We start from the raw sequence: 17927 nt of genomic DNA on the forward strand, positions 1-17927 counted from the left end.
AGACCACCTGGCGATTACCCGAGGATTAACGGATCAGGCGACCTGGGACAATTTGGCGTTGGCCTGATTCAAACCCTTCTCCTGGAACTCGCCACCCAGGTTCATGCCTTCGGCATGGATGAAGGTCACGTCGTGGATGCCGATGAAGCCCATGACTTGGCGCAGGTAGGGTTCCTGATGGTCGGTGCTGCCACCGGCGTGAATGCCACCCCGGGCGGTGAGCACGAAGGCGCGCTTGTCGGCCAGCAGGCCTTGGGGACCGGTGGGGGTGTATTTGAACGTCACGCCGGCACGCAGCACATGGTCGAGCCACGCTTTCAAAGTGCTGGGAATGGCGAAGTTGTACATCGGTGCAGCCATCACCAGGACGTCGGCGGCCAGCAGCTCATCGGTCAGTTGGTTCGAGCGTTCCAGCGAGGCGTTTTCAATGTCGTTGCGCTGCTCGACAGGCTTCATCCAGCCGCCCAGCAGATTGGCATCCAGGTGCGGCACCGGGTTGATGGCCAGGTCGCGAACGCTGATTTCGTCGGCCGGGTGCGCAGCTTTCCACTGGCTGATGAAAGTCTGGGTCAGTTGACGGGAAACCGAGTCTTGCTGGCGGGCACTGCTTTCGATGATCAGAACGCGGGACATGGCTTGTAGGCTCCATCTGAGAATGTTGTCAGTCGATGGAGTGAAGGTTAAACGTGATCATATCGATGAAAAAGCGCAAATAACTGCTGTAATGCATCGATATTTTCGTTTATAAGCGGAGCAGGCACGATCACTTGCCCCGCTGCCGGACTATTTCGGCTGACAGGTCAGCTTGATGCGCAGCTTGATGATGTTGCGGTTGAACTTGGCCGTGGCGTTCTTGAACTTGCCGGCGGCGACTTCGATCTTGCGGGTGCGCGGTGCCTCGGGACCGTTGTTGAACACCACGGTGCAGGCCGCGTCGGTGCTGCCGTAGTTGTTGACCTGGATAGAGCCGATGTCGGCATCGGTGTCATAGGCGGTGTAGTCGATGCTCAGGCCGTTGAGGTGTTTTTCCACATCGATCGGGTAGGCAAACGCAGTCAGTGGCAGCAAGGCCAGCACCACACAACAGATTTTCTTCATTCGGCAGTCTCCACCAAGGGACCGCCAGCTTAGGACAAGAGGAGCCCGATATGAAAGCGCCCCGCGTGACCCTGGATCAATGGCGCACCTTGCAGGCGGTGGTCGACCACGGCGGTTTCGCCCAGGCCGCCGAAGTGCTGCATCGCTCCCAGTCATCCGTGAGCTACACCGTGGCCCGCATGCAGGACCAACTCGGTGTGCCGTTGCTGCGCATCGATGGACGCAAGGCCGTGTTGACCGAAGCCGGCGGGGTGCTGCTGCGCCGCTCGCGGCAACTGGTGAAACAGGCCAGCCAACTGGAAGACCTGGCCCACCACATGGAGCAAGGCTGGGAAGCGGAAGTGCGCCTGGTGGTCGACGCGGCCTACCCCAACGCCCGCCTCGTTCGCGCCTTGACCGCTTTCATGCCGCAAAGCCGTGGCTGCCGGGTGCGGCTGCGCGAAGAAGTGTTGTCGGGTGTCGAAGAAGTGCTGCTCGAAGGCGTGGCCGACCTGGCCATCAGCGGCTTCAGCATTCCCGGTTACCTGGGTGCGGAATTGAGCGACGTGGAGTTCATCGCGGTGGCCCATCCCGAGCATGCCCTGCACCGCCTCAATCGCGAGCTGAACTTCCAGGACCTGGAAAGCCAGTTGCAAGTGGTCATCCGCGACTCCGGCCGCCAGCAGCCTCGCGACGTCGGTTGGCTCGGCGCCGAACAGCGCTGGACCGTGGGCAGCCTGGCCACCGCCGCGAGTTTTGTCGGCAGCGGCCTGGGCTTCGCCTGGCTGCCCCGGCACATGATCGAACGGGAACTCAAGGAAGGCGTGCTCAAGCGTCTACCCTTGGAGCAGGGAGGCAGCCGCAACTCGACCTTCTATCTTTTCTCGAACAAGGAAAAACCCCTGGGCCCGGCCACGCAAATCCTGATCGAATTGCTGCGCACCTTCGACACCGCGCCGCTGGATGCGCCGTTCGCCGCCCCTGAACAAGCCTGACAAGGATTTCGCCGATGGCCTATTTTGCACACGAAGGATGCGACCTGCACTACGAGGAATACGGCCACGGCACGCCCTTGGTGCTGGTCCATGGGCTGGGCTCCAGCACCCGCGACTGGGAAAAGCAGATCCCGGCATTGTCCGCCCGCTACCGCCTGATCGTGATGGATGTGCGCGGTCATGGCCGCTCCGACAAACCCCGCGAGCGCTACAGCATCAAAGGTTTCAGTGCCGACCTGAGCGCCCTGATCGATCACCTGGACCTGGGCCCGGTGCATTTGGTGGGCTGGTCCATGGGCGGCATGATCTGTTTCCAATTGGCGGTGGATGAGCCCGAACGGGTCAGGAGCCTGTGCATCGTCAACAGTGCTCCCGAAGTCAAAGTCCGCACGCCCGATGATTGCTGGCAATGGTTCAAGCGCTGGAGCCTGATGCGCCTGCTCAGCCTGGAAACTATCGGCAAGGCCCTGGGCGCCAAGCTGTTTCCCAAGCCCGAGCAAACCGAGTTACGCCTGGAAATGGCCCGGCGCTGGGCAAAGAACGACAAACGTGCTTATCTCGCCAGCTTCGATGCAATCGTGGGGTGGGGCGTTCAGGAACGACTTTCACAGGTCGCCTGTCCAACCCTCGTCATCTGCGCCGACCACGACTACACCCCGGTGGCGCTGAAAGAAGCCTATGTAAAGCGGCTGCCCAATGCGCATCTGGTGGTCATCGCCGATTCACGGCACGCTACCCCGCTGGATCAACCCGAACGCTTCAACCAAACCCTGCTCGACTTTTTGACCGCAACCGATTCCACCACTCAGGATCTCTGACCCCATGCTGAAAAAAATCGCCCTCGCCGCCGGCACCGCATTGTTTGCCGCCAACCTGATGGCCGCCACGCCCGCCAAGGCCCCCCATGTATTGCTGGAAACCACCAACGGCCAGATCGAAATCGAACTGGACCCGGTCAAGGCCCCCATCAGTACCAAGAACTTCCTTGAGTACGTGGACAGTGGTTTCTACAACAACACGATTTTCCACCGCGTGATCCCGGGCTTCATGGCCCAGGGCGGCGGCTTTACCGCACAGATGCAACAGAAAGACACCAAGGCACCGATCAAGAACGAAGCCAGCAATGGCCTGCACAACGTTCGCGGCACCTTGTCGATGGCGCGCACGTCCAACCCGGACTCGGCCACCAGCCAGTTCTTCATCAACGTGGCCGACAACGCCTTCCTCGATCCGGGCCGTGACGCCGGCTACGCAGTGTTCGCCAAGGTGGTCAAGGGCATGGACGTGGTGGACATCATCGTCAACTCCCAGACCACCACCAAGCAAGGCATGCAAAACGTGCCGATCGACCCTGTGCTCATCAAGTCGGCCAAGCGCATCGACTGAAGCGGCACACGGCAAGCCTGGGCGGCGCGGTCATCCCGCACCGCCCATTAGCAAAAAGGAGAGCCCCTGCCAGGGCATTTACAGATGGTTTTTCGCCGCTTCGAAACACTGATCGACATCTTCCGCGACGCCCCGAGCTCGGCCCCGCCGAACCGCGTCCTGCCCTTCTACACCTATTATCTGAAACAGGTCTGGCCCAGCTTCGTGGTGCTGCTGGTGGTGGGCCTGATCGGCGCGCTGATCGAAGTGGCGCTGTTCAGCTACCTGAGCCGCATCATCGACCTGACCCAAGGCACGCCCAATGTGGACTTCTTCAAGGTCCATGGCCTGGAGCTGGCCTGGATGGCCGTGGTGGCGCTGGTCTTCCGGCCGATCTTCGTGGCCCTGCATGACCTGCTGGTGCACCAGACCCTGAGCCCCGGCATGACCAGCCTGATCCGCTGGCAGAACCACAGCTACGTGCTCAAGCAGAGCCTGAATTTCTTCCAGAACGATTTCGCCGGGCGCATCGCCCAGCGCATCATGCAAACCGGCAACTCCCTGCGCGACTCGGCGGTCCAGGCAGTGGATGCCCTGTGGCACGTGCTGATCTACGCCGTCAGTTCCCTGGTGCTGTTCGCCGAAGCCGACTGGCGCCTGATGATCCCGCTGCTGATGTGGATTGCCGCCTACATCGGCGCACTCTGCTATTTCGTGCCACGGGTCAAGGAGCGCTCGGTGGTGTCGTCCGATGCCCGCTCCAAACTCATGGGACGGATCGTCGACGGCTACACCAACATCACCACCCTGAAGCTGTTCGCCCATACCAATTTCGAACAGCAATACGCCCGCGAAGCCATCCAGGAGCAGACCGAAAAAGCCCAGTTGGCCGGCCGCGTGGTGACCAGCATGGACGTGGTCATCACCAGCATGAACGGGCTGCTGATCGTCGGTACCACCGCGCTGGCCCTGTGGCTCTGGACCCAGTCGCTGATCAGCGTGGGCGCCATTGCCCTGGCGACCGGGCTGGTGATCCGCATCGTCAACATGTCCGGTTGGATCATGTGGGTGGTCAACGGCATCTTCGAAAACATCGGCATGGTCCAGGACGGCCTGCAGACCATCGCCCAGCCGGTCAGCGTCACCGACCGCGACCAGGCCAAGCCCCTGGCGGTGGCCCGGGGCGAAGTGCGTTTCGAGCATGTGGACTTCCACTATGGCAAGAAAAGCGGGGTCATCGGCGACCTCAACCTGACCATCGAGCCTGGCGAGAAAATCGGCCTGATCGGCCCGTCCGGCGCGGGTAAATCCACCTTGGTGAACCTGCTGCTGCGCCTCTATGACGTGCAAGGCGGGCACATCCTCATCGACGGCCAGGACATCGCCGAAGTCGGCCAGGAAAGCCTGCGCGAACGCATCGGCATGATCACCCAGGACACCTCGCTGCTGCATCGCTCGATTCGCGACAACCTGCTCTACGGCAAACCCGACGCCACCGATGCGCAACTCTGGGAAGCCGTGCACAAGGCCCGGGCCGATGAATTCATCCCATTGCTGTCGGACGCCGAAGGCCGCACCGGCTTCGATGCCCATGTGGGTGAGCGCGGGGTGAAACTGTCCGGCGGCCAGCGCCAGCGCATCGCTATCGCACGCGTGCTGCTCAAGGACGCACCGATTCTGATCATGGACGAAGCGACGTCAGCACTGGACTCGGAAGTCGAGGCGGCGATCCAGGAAAGCCTCGAGACCCTGATGCAAGGCAAGACGGTGATCGCCATCGCCCACCGCCTCTCCACCATCGCCCGGATGGACCGATTGGTGGTGCTGGAAAATGGCCGCATCGCCGAAACCGGCAGCCATACCGAATTGCTCGCCCACGGTGGGTTGTATGCGCGGCTGTGGCAGCATCAGACGGGTGGGTTCGTGGGGATCGATTGAATAGATCAAACAGTCCGCAGCACTGGGCTGTGGGAGCAAAGCTTGCTCGCGAAACAGGCGACTCGATCTATAAAGGATTGCGCCGACCTCATCGCGAGCAAGCTTTGCTCCCACGGGGTTTGGTATCAGCCTTGGGATATCAACCCTGCCGATATGGCAGTGCCGTCCTGGCCTCTTCGGCGTACGCCAGAACCCCCTCCTGCTCGCGCACGAGAAAATCCGCCACCGCCGCTTTCAACCCCGGATGACGCAAGTAATGCCATGAGCGGGTAATCACTGGCTCGAACCCGCGAATCAACTTGTGCTCACCCTGGGCGCCGGCATCGAAGCGCTGCAAGCCATGGGCAATCGCGTAGTCCATGCCTTGATAGAAACAGGTCTCGAAGTGCAGCCGGTCGAACTCCGCCAGGCAGCCCCAGTACCGTCCATAGAAACTGTCGCCGCCCACCAGGCTGAACGCCATCGCCACCGGCCGTGAACCTTGCTTGGCCAGCACCACACGAATGGCCTCGGGCATGCGTTCGGCCAGCAGGCTGAAGAATGTCCGGGTCAAGTAGGGCGCCTGCCGTCGTATCGCGTAGGTGTTGGCGTAACAGGCGTAGACAAAATCCCACTGTGCCTCGTCCAACTGATGACCTTCGAGCCAGTCGAACGCGATGCCCTGCCCCGCCACTTGTTCGCGCTCCTTGCGCATCTGCTTGCGCTTGCGGGAACTGAGGGCATCGAGAAAATCCTGGAAGTCGCGATAACCGCGATTTTGCCAGTGATACTGGCAGCCGATCCGCTGCAGCCAGCCTTCTTGCCCGGCAAGTGCCGCGTCGGTGAAGGCATCGGTGAAGTTGATGTGGGCACTGGAAAGCCCTTCGATTTCCAGGTATCCGGGCACGCTGTCCAGCAACTCCAGACCGTCCTCCACCCGCGCCGCCAACAGTCGCGGACCACTGACCGGGCTGAACGGTACCGCCGTCAACAGCTTGGGGTAGTAATCGATGCCGGCGCGGGCGCAAGCGTCGGCCCAGCCGTGGTCGAACACGTATTCACCGTAGGAATGCCACTTGCGGTAACTGGGCAAGGCCGCCAACAGCTGACCGTTTTCAATGTGCAACAAATGCTCGGCTTGCCAACCGGATTGCGGACCCAGGCTGGCGCTGTCTTCCAGGGTGCCGAGGAAGGCATGGCGCAGGAAAGGCTGGTTGGCGGGCACCAACGCGTCCCACTCGTGCGGCGCGATGGCGGACAGGCTGTCCAAGACGTGAAGCGGCATGCGATTCCTCGAGAGCCAGACGACGGATGGAGCGAGTATCGCCGATCCTGACCGAGCGCACATAAAAAAACCCCGCCAGGGGCGGGGTTGAAAAGGAGCATTAACGGATGAAGAAAAAGCGCTGTATCAAGTCAGCGCGATTCAGAACACGTACTGGGCACGGACAACAAAACCGTCGCCATCGTCATCGCCATTGGCGTTGGTGACTTTGTCGGTCTTGGCCTTGACGTAGGCACCGGTGATTTTCACCGCTTCGTTGGCGTACCAGTTCACGCCCAGGTTGTGCACCTTGGCTTCGGCATCGCCCACTTCACGGGTCGCCGAGGCAGTGGTGATGTTGTCGTCTTCGACGGTCATGCTGTCGAAGCGGTAGAACACTTCCCAGGCGCCGATGGATTTGTTCTGAGGCTTGATCGCGTCAAACTTGCCGACCTTATAGCCACGGGACTCACCGGTGATGGTGTAGGCACCCTGGACGTAGAAGCCATGGCCTTTGAGGTCTTCGAAGGCGTCGCTGTCAGCCTTGGTCTTGCGGGAGATGTATTCACCCTGGATCGACGCTGGCCCCATGGCGAAAGCGGCTTCCAGGCCGAAGGCGGTGTCAGTGTCGTACGAACCGGCCGGCGAGTTGTTGGCGCCGCCCAGGACCGGACGGTTGCCGTTGGGACCGGCATCGTTGCCACCCAGGGTTTCAACGCCACGCATGCCCAGGCGGGAGCGATAACGTGCATCGAACGCGGTGTCCGAAACGTCACGGGAGGCTACGTTCAGACCGAAGTGCAGCACGTTGCCAGCTTCGTGCATCGGAGCGAAGACGAAGCGACCGTTGACTTGCTTGACGCTGTCGCCGTCGGTGTCGTCGGTGTCCTTGCTGAACACGCCGGCCGAGGCATAGAACGAATCGGCGAAGGTGCTGGAGGCCTGGATGCCCAGGCCGTTCTGGTGGCTGTTGGCCCAGTCGATCAGGTCGTAGGCAGCGTTACGCTCGGGCGCGGTCACCCACTTGGAGCTGGTGGCTTTTTCCAGGCCGAAGTCGGGGTCGAAGCGACCGACCTTGATCGACACGGGCTTGAAGCCGTTGTAGGCCAGGGACGCTTCGTCGAAGTAGCCGTTATCGGAGTCGCCACTGTTGTGGGACATGTCGTAGTTGATGGTGTAGGCCCAATCCGTGTACAGCACGCCGGACAGTTCCAGGAACGCGCGGCGGATGTAAGCGGCATCGGCCGATTTGCCGTTGTCGGTGTAGATGCCATCGAACTGGCTGTAGTCAGCCTGCAAACGACCGCCGAGCTTGAAGCTGAACTCTTTGTCAGTGGTAGCGACCTCGAGGCCGCCCTTGGTTTTGACCACGATATCGGCGCCATCGGTGGTGACGGTGCCGGCGAAAGCCTGGGCGGTTACTGCCATTGCCAGTGCGCTGGCGGCAACACCTGCGAAGTGCTTACGGATCATCGAAGAATTCCCCTGTTGGTAGTCTATGCGTTAGAAAACACGCGGAACTGGGCCCGCTGGTGTTGGGAGGGGATGTTGGCGACCGGTTGTGTCAGGCGAGTTGCTATCACATAAAGATTTTATGACAGCGGAACTTTTTACTTCGAATGGGAATAACCAGCACATGGGCAAGCCCCTTGTGGGAGCGAGCTTGCTCGCGATGGCGGCGTATCAGGCAACAAATCTTTCACTGACATACCGCCATCGCGAGCAAGCTCGCTCCCACAAGGGTGGGTGGTGTCTCAGGTGTCAGCGGATGTTTTTGCGACGCTCGGCGGCGAGTTTCTCGGCGAGCTGGTCCAGGTCGGGGATCGGGGGTTGCGGCAGTTTTTTGAGGGTCGCCTGCATCAGGCGCATCTGACGGATGAAGCGTCGGCAATTGGGGCAGAACATCAGGTGATGACGCACCATCAGGCGCTCACGAAAGCTCAATTGTCCATCGAGAAAATCGCTGGAGCGCGCCACTTGTTCCTTGCAGGTCAGCATTCGCCGGTTTCCTCGAAATGTTCAACAGTCGCGAAGACCTTCAGTCGGGCACGATGCAACAGCACACGGACATTGGAGAGCGAGATACCCAACAGATTACAGATTTCGTCCAACTCCAGGTCTTGCTGTTCCCGCAGGGTCAGTACGCTGCCTTGCAGCTCCGACAGGCTGAGCAACGTGTGCTCCAGGCAATCACGCAATTCACTCATCGTGAGCAACGCTTCGGGCGTGTCCTGGTGCCAGGCGAACGGCGCCAGCAGCCAATGGCCGTCCGCGGCGAAACGGTCATCGCCGAGAGTGCCGTGGGGGGCCGGGAGGTCATCGAGCAGCACTTCCCGGCGGTTCTGCTTGTAGCGCCCCTTGGCGGCGTTGGCCGTGATGGTCAACAGCCAGGTCTTGAGGCTGGAACGCCCCTGGAAACCACTGAGATTGCGCACCACGGACAACCAGGCGTCCTGCACCACTTCGTCGACATGGCGACTGCCGACAATGGCATAGGCCACGGCACGCATCGGGCTCTGGTAGGCGCTGACCAGCTCCCTGTAGGCCTGCTGCTCACCGGCCAGGAGGCGTTGGAGCAGGAGGGTGTCGTCGGTGACCGTCATTCAACACCCCATTGCCTGGAAGGACTGATGATTTTTCTGTGGCGAGGGAGCTTGCTCCCGCTCGGTTGCGCAGCAACCGCAAAATCCTGGGGCCGCTGCGCAGCCCAGCGGGAGCAAGCTCCCTCGCCACAAAAGCTGAACCAACCCAGATAGAAACTGAAAAGGCACAGATCAAAGCTGAGCCAGACCAGATCAATGCTTACGCAAAATCACGCTGCCAATCGAATAACCGGCACCGAACGAGCTGAGGACGGCAACCGAGCCGCTGGGCAGGTCATCCTGGTATTTGTGGAATGCAATCACCGAACCGGCCGAACTGGTGTTGGCGTAGCGGTCGAGGATCACGGGGGCTTCCGCCTCGGTGGCTTCACGTCCCAGCAGTTTGCGCACGATCAGGTGGTTCATGCTCAAGTTGGCCTGGTGCAGCCAGAAGCGTTTCACGTCGCCAACGTTCAGTTGGTTTTCTTCCAGATGGGTACCGATCAGTTCGGCCACCATCGGGCAAACGTCGCGGAACACCTTGCGGCCTTCCTGGACGAACAGCTTGTCGCGGCTGCCGATGCCCTCTTGCGCGGCGCGGTTGAGGAAACCGAAGTTGTTGCGGATGTTGTTGGAGAACTTGGTGAGCAGCTTGGTGCTGACCACGTCGAACTGGTACGGCGAGGTCGCCAGGTCCGCCCGCTCGATGATCACGGCAGTGGCCGCGTCGCCGAAGATGAAGTGGCTATCGCGGTCGCGGAAGTTCAAGTGGCCGGTGCACACTTCCGGGTTGACCATCAGGATCGCCCGGGCCTGACCCAGTTGCACACTGTTGGCCGCGGCCTGGATACCGAAGGTCGCCGAGGAACAGGCCACGTTCATGTCGAAACCGAAACCTTCGATGCCCAGGGCTTCCTGGACTTCGATGGCGATGGCCGGGTAGGCACGCTGCAGGTTGGAACAGGCGACGATGACCCCGTCGATGTCGGCGACCGTGCGGCCGGCGCGCTCCAGGGCCTGTTTCGCAGCGCCGATGGCCATTTCGCAGAGCACCGACCACTCGTCGTTGGAGCGCTCGGGCAGGCGTGGGGTCATGCGTTGCGGATCGAGAATGCCGTCCTTGTCCATGACAAAGCGGCTCTTGATGCCCGAGGCCTTTTCGATGAACGCAGCGTTGGATTCGGTCAATGCCTCGACTTCACCCCGCTCGATGGCATCGGCGTTGTCAGCGTTGAATTGCGCGACATAGGTATTGAAAGATTGCACCAGCTCTTCGTTGGAGATGCTGTTGGCCGGGGTGTACAGGCCGGTGCCGCTGATGACGACGTTATGCATGGGTCGTGTCTCTGATCTGTTCAGGCAGAAAGTATTGGCACCGACGTACCAATACACAAAGGGACTTTTCCCATCCGGGGAAGCAGCCCTGGCATCGCTTTATTCCGGATCCGCCCGTGGCCTTGAAGCTCAAAACCACGGAACCGGCATTTATAGGCGCGAAGTTTGCCATAAACGCGGGGGTTTGGCCCATTCTCCCTGACTTACGACACAAAACCTGTGGGAGCGAGCTTGCTCGCGATAGCGGGGGTTCAGCCTGCACTGATGTTGACTGATCAACCGCTATCGCGAGCAAGCTCGCTCCCACAAGGGTTTGGTGGCCTTGGCCATCAACCCTCCACCAGCCCCCACTGCTTGCCCAGGCGCTTGTCGGAAATCGGCACTTTGGTACCCAGTTGCTGGGCGAACAACGACACTCGGTATTCCTCCAGCCACCAACGGTACAACTCCAGTTGCGGGTCGCGCTTGCCTTCCTGGGCGTGTTTGCTGGCGCGGGCCTGGTATTGGGCCCAGAGGTTCGACAGTTCGCCGCTCCAGACCCGGTCTTTCTGCACCTGGCTGCCCAGCTTCTCGAAGCGTTGCTCGATGGCCTTGAGGTAGCGCGGCAGCTCCTTGAGCCACTGATGCGGGGTTTCCCGCACGAAGCCCGGGTACACCAGGTGACTGAGCTGCTGCTTGATGTCGTTCAGCGCCACGGCCTGGGCCAGGTCGATCTTGCCCTTGAAGCGTTTTTGCAGGCCATGCCAGAGCTTGAGGATGTCCAGGGTCAGCTTCGCCAGGCGTTCGGCGTGTTCGGTCCAGCCGCCGCGCTTGCGCTCGGCCAGGGCAGCCAAGGCGGCGCCGTCGCGGGGCAGGCTCGCTTCACCTTCGAGCACACAGCTGTCGAGGCTGGCGAGCAGGATATCTTCCACCAGGCCGTCGATGCGGCCCAAGTCGCGGTACAGCAGGCCCAACTCCGTCAGCCCCGGCAGCTTGCCACGCAGGAACTTGGCCGATTCGGCCAATTGCTGCATGAGCAAACGCTGCAAGGCGCGGCGATGCTGGAATTCGGCTTCGGCCGGGGTCGGGAAACGCCCTTCCTTGACCACGCCGCCCTCTTCCACCAGCGCCGGATAGACCGTCATCGACAGCCCGGCGATCTTCTGCTGGGTTTTCTCGGCCACCGGCGCGAAGATCTTCGCCTCCACCGGTTCCTGGCTTTTTGCCGTTTGCGGCACGGCCAAGGCCGCCTGGCTGGCCTCGGCAAAGCGTGCTGTCAGCTCGGCCAGGTCGCGGCCCTCGCCGAGGAACTTGCCCTGGCCGTCAACGATTTCCAGGTTCATGCGCAGATGGCTTTCCACCTGCTGGGCCGCTTCGGCCCAGGCTTCGTCGCTGACCCGCGCCCCGGTCATGCGCAGCAGCTCACGGCCCAGGGACTGCGGCAACGAGCCCTCGGCGAAGGTGATACGTTGCAGCGCCGCCTTGACGAAGTCAGGTACCGGCACGAAGTTCTTGCGCAAGGCCTTGGGCAGGTTGCGCACCAGGGCGATGCACTTGGCCTCGATCATCCCCGGCACCAGCCATTCCAGGCGTTCCGGCGGCAGCATCGGCAACAACGGCGCCGGCACACGCAAGGTCACGCCGTCGCGGGGATGGTTGGGCTCGAAGTGATAGCTCAACGGCAAGGTCAGGTCACCGACACGCAAGGTGTCGGGGTACTGCGTGGCGGTGACCTCGCTGGCCTCGCGGGCCAACACATCTTCCTCGCGCATGATCAGCAATTGCGGGTCTTTCTGGCTGTTGATCCGGTACCAACTGTCGAACGTCGCGGTCTGGTGGATCTCGGCCGGCAAACGGGCGTCGTAGAACGCGAACAGGGTTTCCTCGTCCGCCAGGATGTCGCGGCGACGGGCCTTGGCTTCCAGTTCGTCGAGTTGCTCCAGCAAGCGGGTATTGGCGCCCAGGCATTTGGCCTTGGACTGGATCTCGCCACGTACCAGCGCCTCGCGAATGAACAGCTCACGGGACACCACCGGGTCCACTGGACCGTAGTGCACTGGCCGCCGACCGACGACTATGAGCCCGAACAAGGTGATCTGCTCATAGGCCACCACTTGCCCGCGCTTCTTCTCCCAATGGGGTTCGAAGTGGTTTTTCTTGATCAGGTGCCCGGCCAGCGGCTCGATCCAGTCCGGCTCGATCTTGGCCACCATGCGCGCGTACAACTTGGTGGTTTCCACCAGTTCGGCGGTCATCAGCCACTGCGGACGCTTCTTGCCCAGGCCCGACGACGGATGAATCCAGAAGCGCCGCTGACGGGCACCGAGGTAGTCACCGTCTTCGGTTTTCTGGCCGATCTGACTGAGCAAGCCCGAGAGCACCGCTTTGTGCAGCTTCGGGTAGTCGGCCGACTCCTTATTGAGGCTCAACTGCATGTCGCGGCAGATCAGGCTTAACTGGCGATGGGAATCACGCCATTCGCGCAGACGCAGGTAATTGAGGAAATTCTTGCGGCACCAGTTGCGCAGCGGACTGGCAGTCAAGGCCTGGCGCTGCTCTTCGAAACCGCGCCACAGGTTGACCAGCCCGGCGAAGTCCGAATCCGGATCCTTCCACTGGGCGTGGGCCTGGTCGGCCGCCTGTTGGCGCTCCGGCGGACGCTCGCGCGGGTCCTGGATCGACATGGCGCTGGCGACGATCAGCACTTCCTGCAAGCTGCCCAGCTTCGCTGCTTCCAGCAGCATGCGGCCCATGCGCGGGTCCACCGGCAAGCGCGCCAACTGCCGACCGAGCGGGGTCAGCTGACTGTTGCGGTCCACCGCCGAGAGCTCTTGCAGCAGGTTGAAACCGTCGCTGATGGCCTTGCCGTCCGGCGGCTCGATGAACGGGAAGTCGGTGATCTCGCCGAGGCGCAGGTGCAGCATCTGCAGAATCACCGCCGCCAGGTTGGTGCGCAGGATCTCGGGATCGGTGAACTCCGGCCGCCCAAGAAAATCTTCCTCGCTGTACAACCGCACGCAAATCCCCGGCTCGACCCGCCCGCAACGGCCTTTGCGCTGGTTGGCGCTGGCCTGGGAAATAGCCTCGATGGGCAAGCGCTGGACCTTGGCCCGATAGCTGTAGCGGCTGATGCGCGCGGTACCGCTGTCGATCACGTAGCGGATACCCGGCACGGTCAGCGAGGTTTCGGCGACGTTGGTCGCCAGCACCACGCGACGGCCCGGGTGGGACTGGAAGATCCGCTGCTGTTCGGCCGGCGATAAACGCGCATACAGCGGCAGGATCTCGGTGTGCTTGAGCTGGGCCTTGCGCAGCATCTCCGCGGCGTCGCGAATCTCCCGCTCGCCCGGCAGGAACACCAGCACATCCCCAGGACTGCGGCGCTCGCTGCGCTCGTAGGCGGCGATTTCATCGAGGGTGGCGAGGATCGCCTGGTCGACGGTCAAGTCGTCCTCGACCCGGTTGCCTTCCTCGTCCTGCTCCAGGGTCAGCGGGCGATACCAGGTGTCCACCGGGAAGGTGCGGCCCGAGACTTCCACGATGGGCGCGTCATCGAAGTGCTTGGAGAAACGCTCCAGGTCGATGGTCGCCGAGGTGATGATCACTTTAAGGTCTGGGCGACGCGGCAGCAGGGTCTTGAGGTAGCCGAGCAGGAAATCGATGTTCAGGCTGCGTTCGTGAGCTTCGTCGACGATGATCGTGTCGTAGCGCTCGAGGTAGCGGTCGTTCTGGGTCTCGGCCAGCAGGATGCCATCGGTCATCAGCTTGATCAGGGTGTTGGCGTCGCTCTGGTCCTCGAAGCGCACCTGATACCCCACCAACGCCCCCAACGGCGTGGCCAGTTCTTCGGCGACACGGCTTGCGACGCTGCGGGCGGCAATCCGGCGCGGCTGGGTGTGGCCGATCAAGCCGTACTGGCCGCGACCGATTTCCAGGCAGATCTTCGGCAACTGTGTGGTTTTGCCCGACCCGGTTTCGCCGGCGATGATCAGCACCTGATGCTTGAGCAATGCCTCCTTGATTTCGTCGCGCTTGGCGGCGATCGGCAGATTGTCGTCATAGCGGATCACCGGCAGGCTCGCCTTGCGCGCCAGCACCTGGTCGCACGACGCCTGCATGCGCGCCACCCACTGGGTCAGCTTGGCCTCGTCGGGCGTCTTGCGCAGCTCGAGCAACTGGCGCCGCAACCGGTGACGGTCGGCGAGCATGGCGTGGTCGAGGTTTTTCAGCAGCTTGTCGATAGCGGGGGCTTGGTCAGTCATCAGGTACGCAAGGGTCGTCGGTTTGTGCAGGGGGCGGATTGTCGCAGATTTGCAGCCATTGCGCCGAACACGCAAAGCAGCCCAGCGCCACCCCCTTGTGGGAGCGAGCTTGCTCGCGATAGCGGTGGTTCAGCCTGCGTTGATGTCGACTGATACACCGCTATCGCGAGCAAGCTCGCTCCCACAGGGGATTTGCGTCAAGGCTGCTTGTGGCGAGGGAGCTTGGCGCTTATTCGTTGTCCAGGTCTTTACGCCGATACGGGAACACATCGATCACCTTCCCCGCCCGGATCGCCTCTTGCAGGCTTTTCCAGTAGTCGGCGTTGTACAGCTCGCCGTGCAACTGGTCGAACAGCTTGCGCTGCCCGGCGTCGGCGAACAGGAACGGGGGGAATTCTTCGGGGAACACATCCAGCGGCCCGATGGAATACCAGGGCTCGGAGGCCATTTCATCTTCCGGGGTACGGGGCTCGGGGATGTGGCGGAAATTGGCTTCGGTGAGGAAGCAGATTTCATCGTAGTCATAGAACACCACGCGACCGTGGCGGGTCACGCCGAAGTTCTTGAGCAGCATGTCGCCGGGGAAGATATTGGCCGCCGCCAGTTGCTTGATCGCCAGACCGTAGTCTTCCAGCGCCTCGCGCACCTGGTCCGGGTTGGCGTTTTCCAGGTAAAGATTCAGGGGCGTCATCCGGCGTTCGGTCCAGCAGTGCCGGATCAGCACCGTCTCGCCTTCCACCGACACCGTGGAAGGTGCTACTTCCAACAGTTCCTCCAGGCAGGCCGGCTCGAATTTGCTCAGGGGAAAGCGGAAATCGGCGAACTCCTGGGTATCGGCCATGCGCCCGACCCGGTCGACGCTTTTCACCAGTCGGTACTTCTCGATCACCGTGGCCCGGTCGACGTTTTTCGACGGCGAGAAGCGGTCCTTGATGATCTTGAACACCGTGTTGAAGCCCGGCAGGGTGAACACGCTCATGACCATCCCGCGCACGCCGGGGGCCATGATGAACTGGTCGTCGGTGTTCGCCAGGTGGTTGATCAGCGCCCGGTAGAACTCGGACTTGCCGTGCTTGTAGAAACCGATGGAGGTGTACAACTCGGCGATGTGCTTGCCCGGCAGGATGCGCTTGAGAAAGCCGATGAATTCCGCCGGCACCGGCACGTCCACCATGAAGTACGAGCGGGTGAACGAGAAGATGATCGACACCTGCGCCTCGTCGGTGATCAGCGCATCGATCTGGATACCCCGGCCCTCACGGTGCAGCAGCGGGATCACCAGCGGCCATTGGTCGTCGCGGGTAAAGATCCGGCCCACCAGGTAGGCGCCCTTGTTGCGGTAGAGCACCGAGGAAAACAGCTCCACCGTCAGTTCCGGGTCCTTGCAGACCCAGTCCGGCAGGTTCTCGCGCAACTGCGTCTCGAGGCGCTGCAGGTCGCCTGGCAGGTCGCCGTAGTCCTCGCTGAACCGGTAATCGGCGAACACGCTGGCCAGCATCCGGTCCAACTGCCCCTGGGGCTTGTAGGTGCGGGTCTGGGCGGCACGGGCCCGGCGCAGGCTGGGGCGGGTGGTGTGGATGAACATGGTGCCGTCGCTGATCAGGTCGTGGCTGAACAGCCCGCAGAAGATCGAGTTGTACCAGGTTTCCGACAGTTCATCGTCGAAACGCAGGTCGATCAGGCTGATGTAGGCGCTTTTGACCAGCGGCCAGCAGCCCACATCCATCAGTGTTTCGTCATCGAAGGCCTTGTGCAGCCTGGCGACGGTTTCGAAGACTTTTTCTTCATACAAATTGATCCGCGCCGCCGACGCCGCTTGGGCCTCCAGCCACAGGGCCTGCTCGAACCGGGCGCGGGCGCCGTCGGTGATCTGCCGGAAATGCTCACGATAATCGTCGAAGCCGTCGAGGATCGAACGGGCGATTTCGAGGGCGGGCCATGGCTGCAGCATAGGGTAAACCTCGGCGGGTCATGCTTGTTATTGGCGACTGAGCTTAGAGGCCAATCACGCGCCAACGCAACCATTGCCATCGCTATGCAGGACGGCGACACTTGCCACCCCATCAAGGAAGGAGTGGCTCGTGAACCTCGTCGATATCCTGCGTTTACTGTCATTGGCCGCCATCTGGGGGGCCAGCTTCCTGTTCATGCGCATCATCGCCCCCGTCATTGGCACCCTCCCCACTGCATTCTTTCGCGTGTCCATCGCCTTCGTCGGGCTGCTGGTGATCCTGGCCCTGATGCGCGTCAACTGGAATTTTCGCGGCAAGCTCAAAGTCGTGATGGTTCTGGGCCTGATCAACTCGGGTATTCCGGCCACGTTTTATTCCCTGGCGGCCCAGGTGCTGCCGGCCGGTTATTCGGCGATTTTCAATGCCACCACGCCATTGATGGGGGTATTGATCGGCGGCTTGTTCTTCAGCGAACAACTGACCCTGGCCAAGGTCAGCGGTGTCTTCCTCGGGCTGCTCGGCGTTGGCATCCTGACCCGCGCCGGCCCGGTGGCCTTCGACCTGCAACTGTTGATGGGCGCCCTCGCCTGCCTGCTGGCCACGACCTGCTACGGCTTTGCCGGTTTCCTCACCCGGCGCTGGCTCGATCACCAAGGAGGCCTGGACAGCCGCCTCTCGGCCCTGGGCAGCATGTTCGGTGCCACGGTGTTCTTGCTGCCGCTGTTTGGTTACAGCGTCATCAGCCAGCCGCCGGCCAGCTGGGGGGGCTGGAGCGTCTGGTTGTCCCTGCTGGGTCTGGGACTGGTGTGCACCGCGCTGGCGTACATTCTTTACTTCCGCCTGCTCAGCTCCATCGGCCCGGTCAAATCCATGACCGTGACGTTCCTGATCCCGCCGTTCGGCGTGTTGTGGGGGGCGTTGCTGCTGGACGAGCCGTTGGGGATGGCGCATTTGTATGGCGGGGTGTTGATTGCGGCGGCGTTGTGGTTGGTGTTGAAACCTGGGGTGGTGAAACCGGCTGAAGCATCTGCCCGGTAATCCTTCGGTGTGGCTGAATAGGCCATCGCGGGCAAGCCTTGCTCCCACAAGGACTACATATGACCTGTGGGAGCAAAGCTGCTCCCACAGGCATTACATATAACCTGTGGGAGCAAAGCTGCTCCCACAAGGATTACACATGACCTGTGGGAGCAAAGCTT

The 17927-nt window shown here is 61.8% G+C and carries 14 protein-coding genes; 5 read left to right on the top strand and 9 right to left on the bottom strand.

Going from position 1 to position 17927, the window contains the following annotated elements; translation table 11 throughout:
• Nucleotides 1-33: 33 nt before the first annotated feature.
• Nucleotides 34-633 carry an FMN-dependent NADH-azoreductase gene (locus AO356_RS04235; RefSeq protein ID WP_053120158.1) on the bottom strand — a complete coding sequence of 200 codons (600 nt, stop codon included), beginning with the start codon at nucleotides 631-633 and terminating at the stop codon, nucleotides 34-36.
• A gap of 150 nt (nucleotides 634-783) precedes the next feature.
• Nucleotides 784-1098 carry a hypothetical protein gene (locus AO356_RS04240; RefSeq protein ID WP_060738712.1) on the bottom strand — a complete coding sequence of 105 codons (315 nt, stop codon included), beginning with the start codon at nucleotides 1096-1098 and terminating at the stop codon, nucleotides 784-786.
• Nucleotides 1099-1148: 50 nt separating this feature from the next.
• Here AO356_RS04240 and AO356_RS04245 point away from each other — a divergent pair, with 50 nt between their 5' ends.
• From AO356_RS04245 to AO356_RS04260, 4 genes are all read left to right on the top strand, one after another.
• Nucleotides 1149-2072 carry a LysR family transcriptional regulator gene (locus AO356_RS04245; RefSeq protein ID WP_060738713.1) on the top strand — a complete coding sequence of 308 codons (924 nt, stop codon included), beginning with the start codon at nucleotides 1149-1151 and terminating at the stop codon, nucleotides 2070-2072.
• A gap of 14 nt (nucleotides 2073-2086) precedes the next feature.
• Nucleotides 2087-2890 (top strand): alpha/beta fold hydrolase, encoded by an 804-nt coding sequence (locus AO356_RS04250; RefSeq protein ID WP_060738714.1) that lies wholly within the window; start codon nucleotides 2087-2089, stop codon nucleotides 2888-2890.
• A gap of 4 nt (nucleotides 2891-2894) precedes the next feature.
• The gene (locus tag AO356_RS04255) at nucleotides 2895-3458 is read left to right on the top strand and encodes a peptidylprolyl isomerase (RefSeq protein WP_060738715.1); all 564 of its coding nucleotides are present in this window, start codon (nucleotides 2895-2897) and stop codon (nucleotides 3456-3458) included.
• 84 nt (nucleotides 3459-3542) lie between these two features.
• Nucleotides 3543-5375 (top strand): ABC transporter ATP-binding protein, encoded by a 1833-nt coding sequence (locus AO356_RS04260; RefSeq protein ID WP_060738716.1) that lies wholly within the window; start codon nucleotides 3543-3545, stop codon nucleotides 5373-5375.
• A gap of 139 nt (nucleotides 5376-5514) precedes the next feature.
• On the opposite strand, the gene AO356_RS04265 is transcribed toward AO356_RS04260, so the two are convergent.
• From AO356_RS04265 to aceK, 7 genes are all read right to left on the bottom strand, one after another.
• Complete coding sequence (locus tag AO356_RS04265) at nucleotides 5515-6639, bottom strand: GNAT family N-acetyltransferase (protein WP_060738717.1); 1125 nt, start codon at nucleotides 6637-6639, stop codon at nucleotides 5515-5517.
• Between the two features lie 141 nt (nucleotides 6640-6780).
• On the bottom strand, nucleotides 6781-8091 hold the full coding sequence (locus tag AO356_RS04270; protein WP_060738718.1) for an OprO/OprP family phosphate-selective porin: 1311 nt from the start codon (nucleotides 8089-8091) through the stop codon (nucleotides 6781-6783).
• Nucleotides 8092-8379: 288 nt separating this feature from the next.
• Nucleotides 8380-8616 (bottom strand): anti-sigma factor family protein, encoded by a 237-nt coding sequence (locus AO356_RS04275; RefSeq protein WP_060738719.1) that lies wholly within the window; start codon nucleotides 8614-8616, stop codon nucleotides 8380-8382.
• The gene (locus AO356_RS04280; protein WP_060738720.1) at nucleotides 8610-9221 is read right to left on the bottom strand and encodes an RNA polymerase sigma factor; all 612 of its coding nucleotides are present in this window, start codon (nucleotides 9219-9221) and stop codon (nucleotides 8610-8612) included. The genes AO356_RS04275 and AO356_RS04280 overlap by 7 nt, the downstream gene beginning before the upstream one ends.
• Nucleotides 9222-9413: 192 nt before the next feature.
• A complete protein-coding gene (locus tag AO356_RS04285; protein ID WP_060738721.1) occupies nucleotides 9414-10535 on the bottom strand; it encodes a beta-ketoacyl-ACP synthase III in 1122 nt (373 codons plus the stop codon).
• Nucleotides 10536-10864: 329 nt separating this feature from the next.
• Nucleotides 10865-14776: an ATP-dependent RNA helicase HrpA gene (hrpA, locus tag AO356_RS04290; RefSeq protein WP_060738722.1), complete on the bottom strand. Its 3912-nt coding sequence runs from the start codon at nucleotides 14774-14776 to the stop codon at nucleotides 10865-10867.
• Nucleotides 14777-15005: 229 nt separating this feature from the next.
• Nucleotides 15006-16727: a bifunctional isocitrate dehydrogenase kinase/phosphatase gene (gene aceK, locus AO356_RS04295; RefSeq protein WP_060738723.1), complete on the bottom strand. Its 1722-nt coding sequence runs from the start codon at nucleotides 16725-16727 to the stop codon at nucleotides 15006-15008.
• 130 nt (nucleotides 16728-16857) lie between these two features.
• Between aceK and AO356_RS04300 the strand changes: the two genes are divergently transcribed.
• Nucleotides 16858-17766, top strand: a complete 909-nt coding sequence (locus AO356_RS04300; protein WP_060738724.1) for a DMT family transporter — start codon at nucleotides 16858-16860, stop codon at nucleotides 17764-17766.
• Nucleotides 17767-17927 lie beyond the last annotated feature (161 nt).

The sequence above is a fragment of the Pseudomonas fluorescens genome, from assembly GCF_001307275.1.
GTDB lineage: Bacteria > Pseudomonadota > Gammaproteobacteria > Pseudomonadales > Pseudomonadaceae > Aquipseudomonas > Aquipseudomonas fluorescens_AA.

Bases quoted from the DNA above. Each gene is read 5' to 3' on its own strand.
- AO356_RS04235 (WP_053120158.1), bottom strand. From the start codon at position 633: ATGTCCCGCGTTCTGATCATCGAAAGCAGTGCCCGCCAGCAAGACTCG.
- AO356_RS04240 (WP_060738712.1), bottom strand. From the start codon at position 1,098: ATGAAGAAAATCTGTTGTGTGGTGCTGGCCTTGCTGCCACTGACTGCG.
- AO356_RS04245 (WP_060738713.1), top strand. From the start codon at position 1,149: ATGAAAGCGCCCCGCGTGACCCTGGATCAATGGCGCACCTTGCAGGCG.
- AO356_RS04250 (WP_060738714.1), top strand. From the start codon at position 2,087: ATGGCCTATTTTGCACACGAAGGATGCGACCTGCACTACGAGGAATAC.
- AO356_RS04255 (WP_060738715.1), top strand. From the start codon at position 2,895: ATGCTGAAAAAAATCGCCCTCGCCGCCGGCACCGCATTGTTTGCCGCC.
- AO356_RS04260 (WP_060738716.1), top strand. From the start codon at position 3,543: ATGGTTTTTCGCCGCTTCGAAACACTGATCGACATCTTCCGCGACGCC.
- AO356_RS04265 (WP_060738717.1), bottom strand. From the start codon at position 6,639: ATGCCGCTTCACGTCTTGGACAGCCTGTCCGCCATCGCGCCGCACGAG.
- AO356_RS04270 (WP_060738718.1), bottom strand. From the start codon at position 8,091: ATGATCCGTAAGCACTTCGCAGGTGTTGCCGCCAGCGCACTGGCAATG.
- AO356_RS04275 (WP_060738719.1), bottom strand. From the start codon at position 8,616: ATGCTGACCTGCAAGGAACAAGTGGCGCGCTCCAGCGATTTTCTCGAT.
- AO356_RS04280 (WP_060738720.1), bottom strand. From the start codon at position 9,221: ATGACGGTCACCGACGACACCCTCCTGCTCCAACGCCTCCTGGCCGGT.
- AO356_RS04285 (WP_060738721.1), bottom strand. From the start codon at position 10,535: ATGCATAACGTCGTCATCAGCGGCACCGGCCTGTACACCCCGGCCAAC.
- hrpA (WP_060738722.1), bottom strand. From the start codon at position 14,776: ATGACTGACCAAGCCCCCGCTATCGACAAGCTGCTGAAAAACCTCGAC.
- aceK (WP_060738723.1), bottom strand. From the start codon at position 16,727: ATGCTGCAGCCATGGCCCGCCCTCGAAATCGCCCGTTCGATCCTCGAC.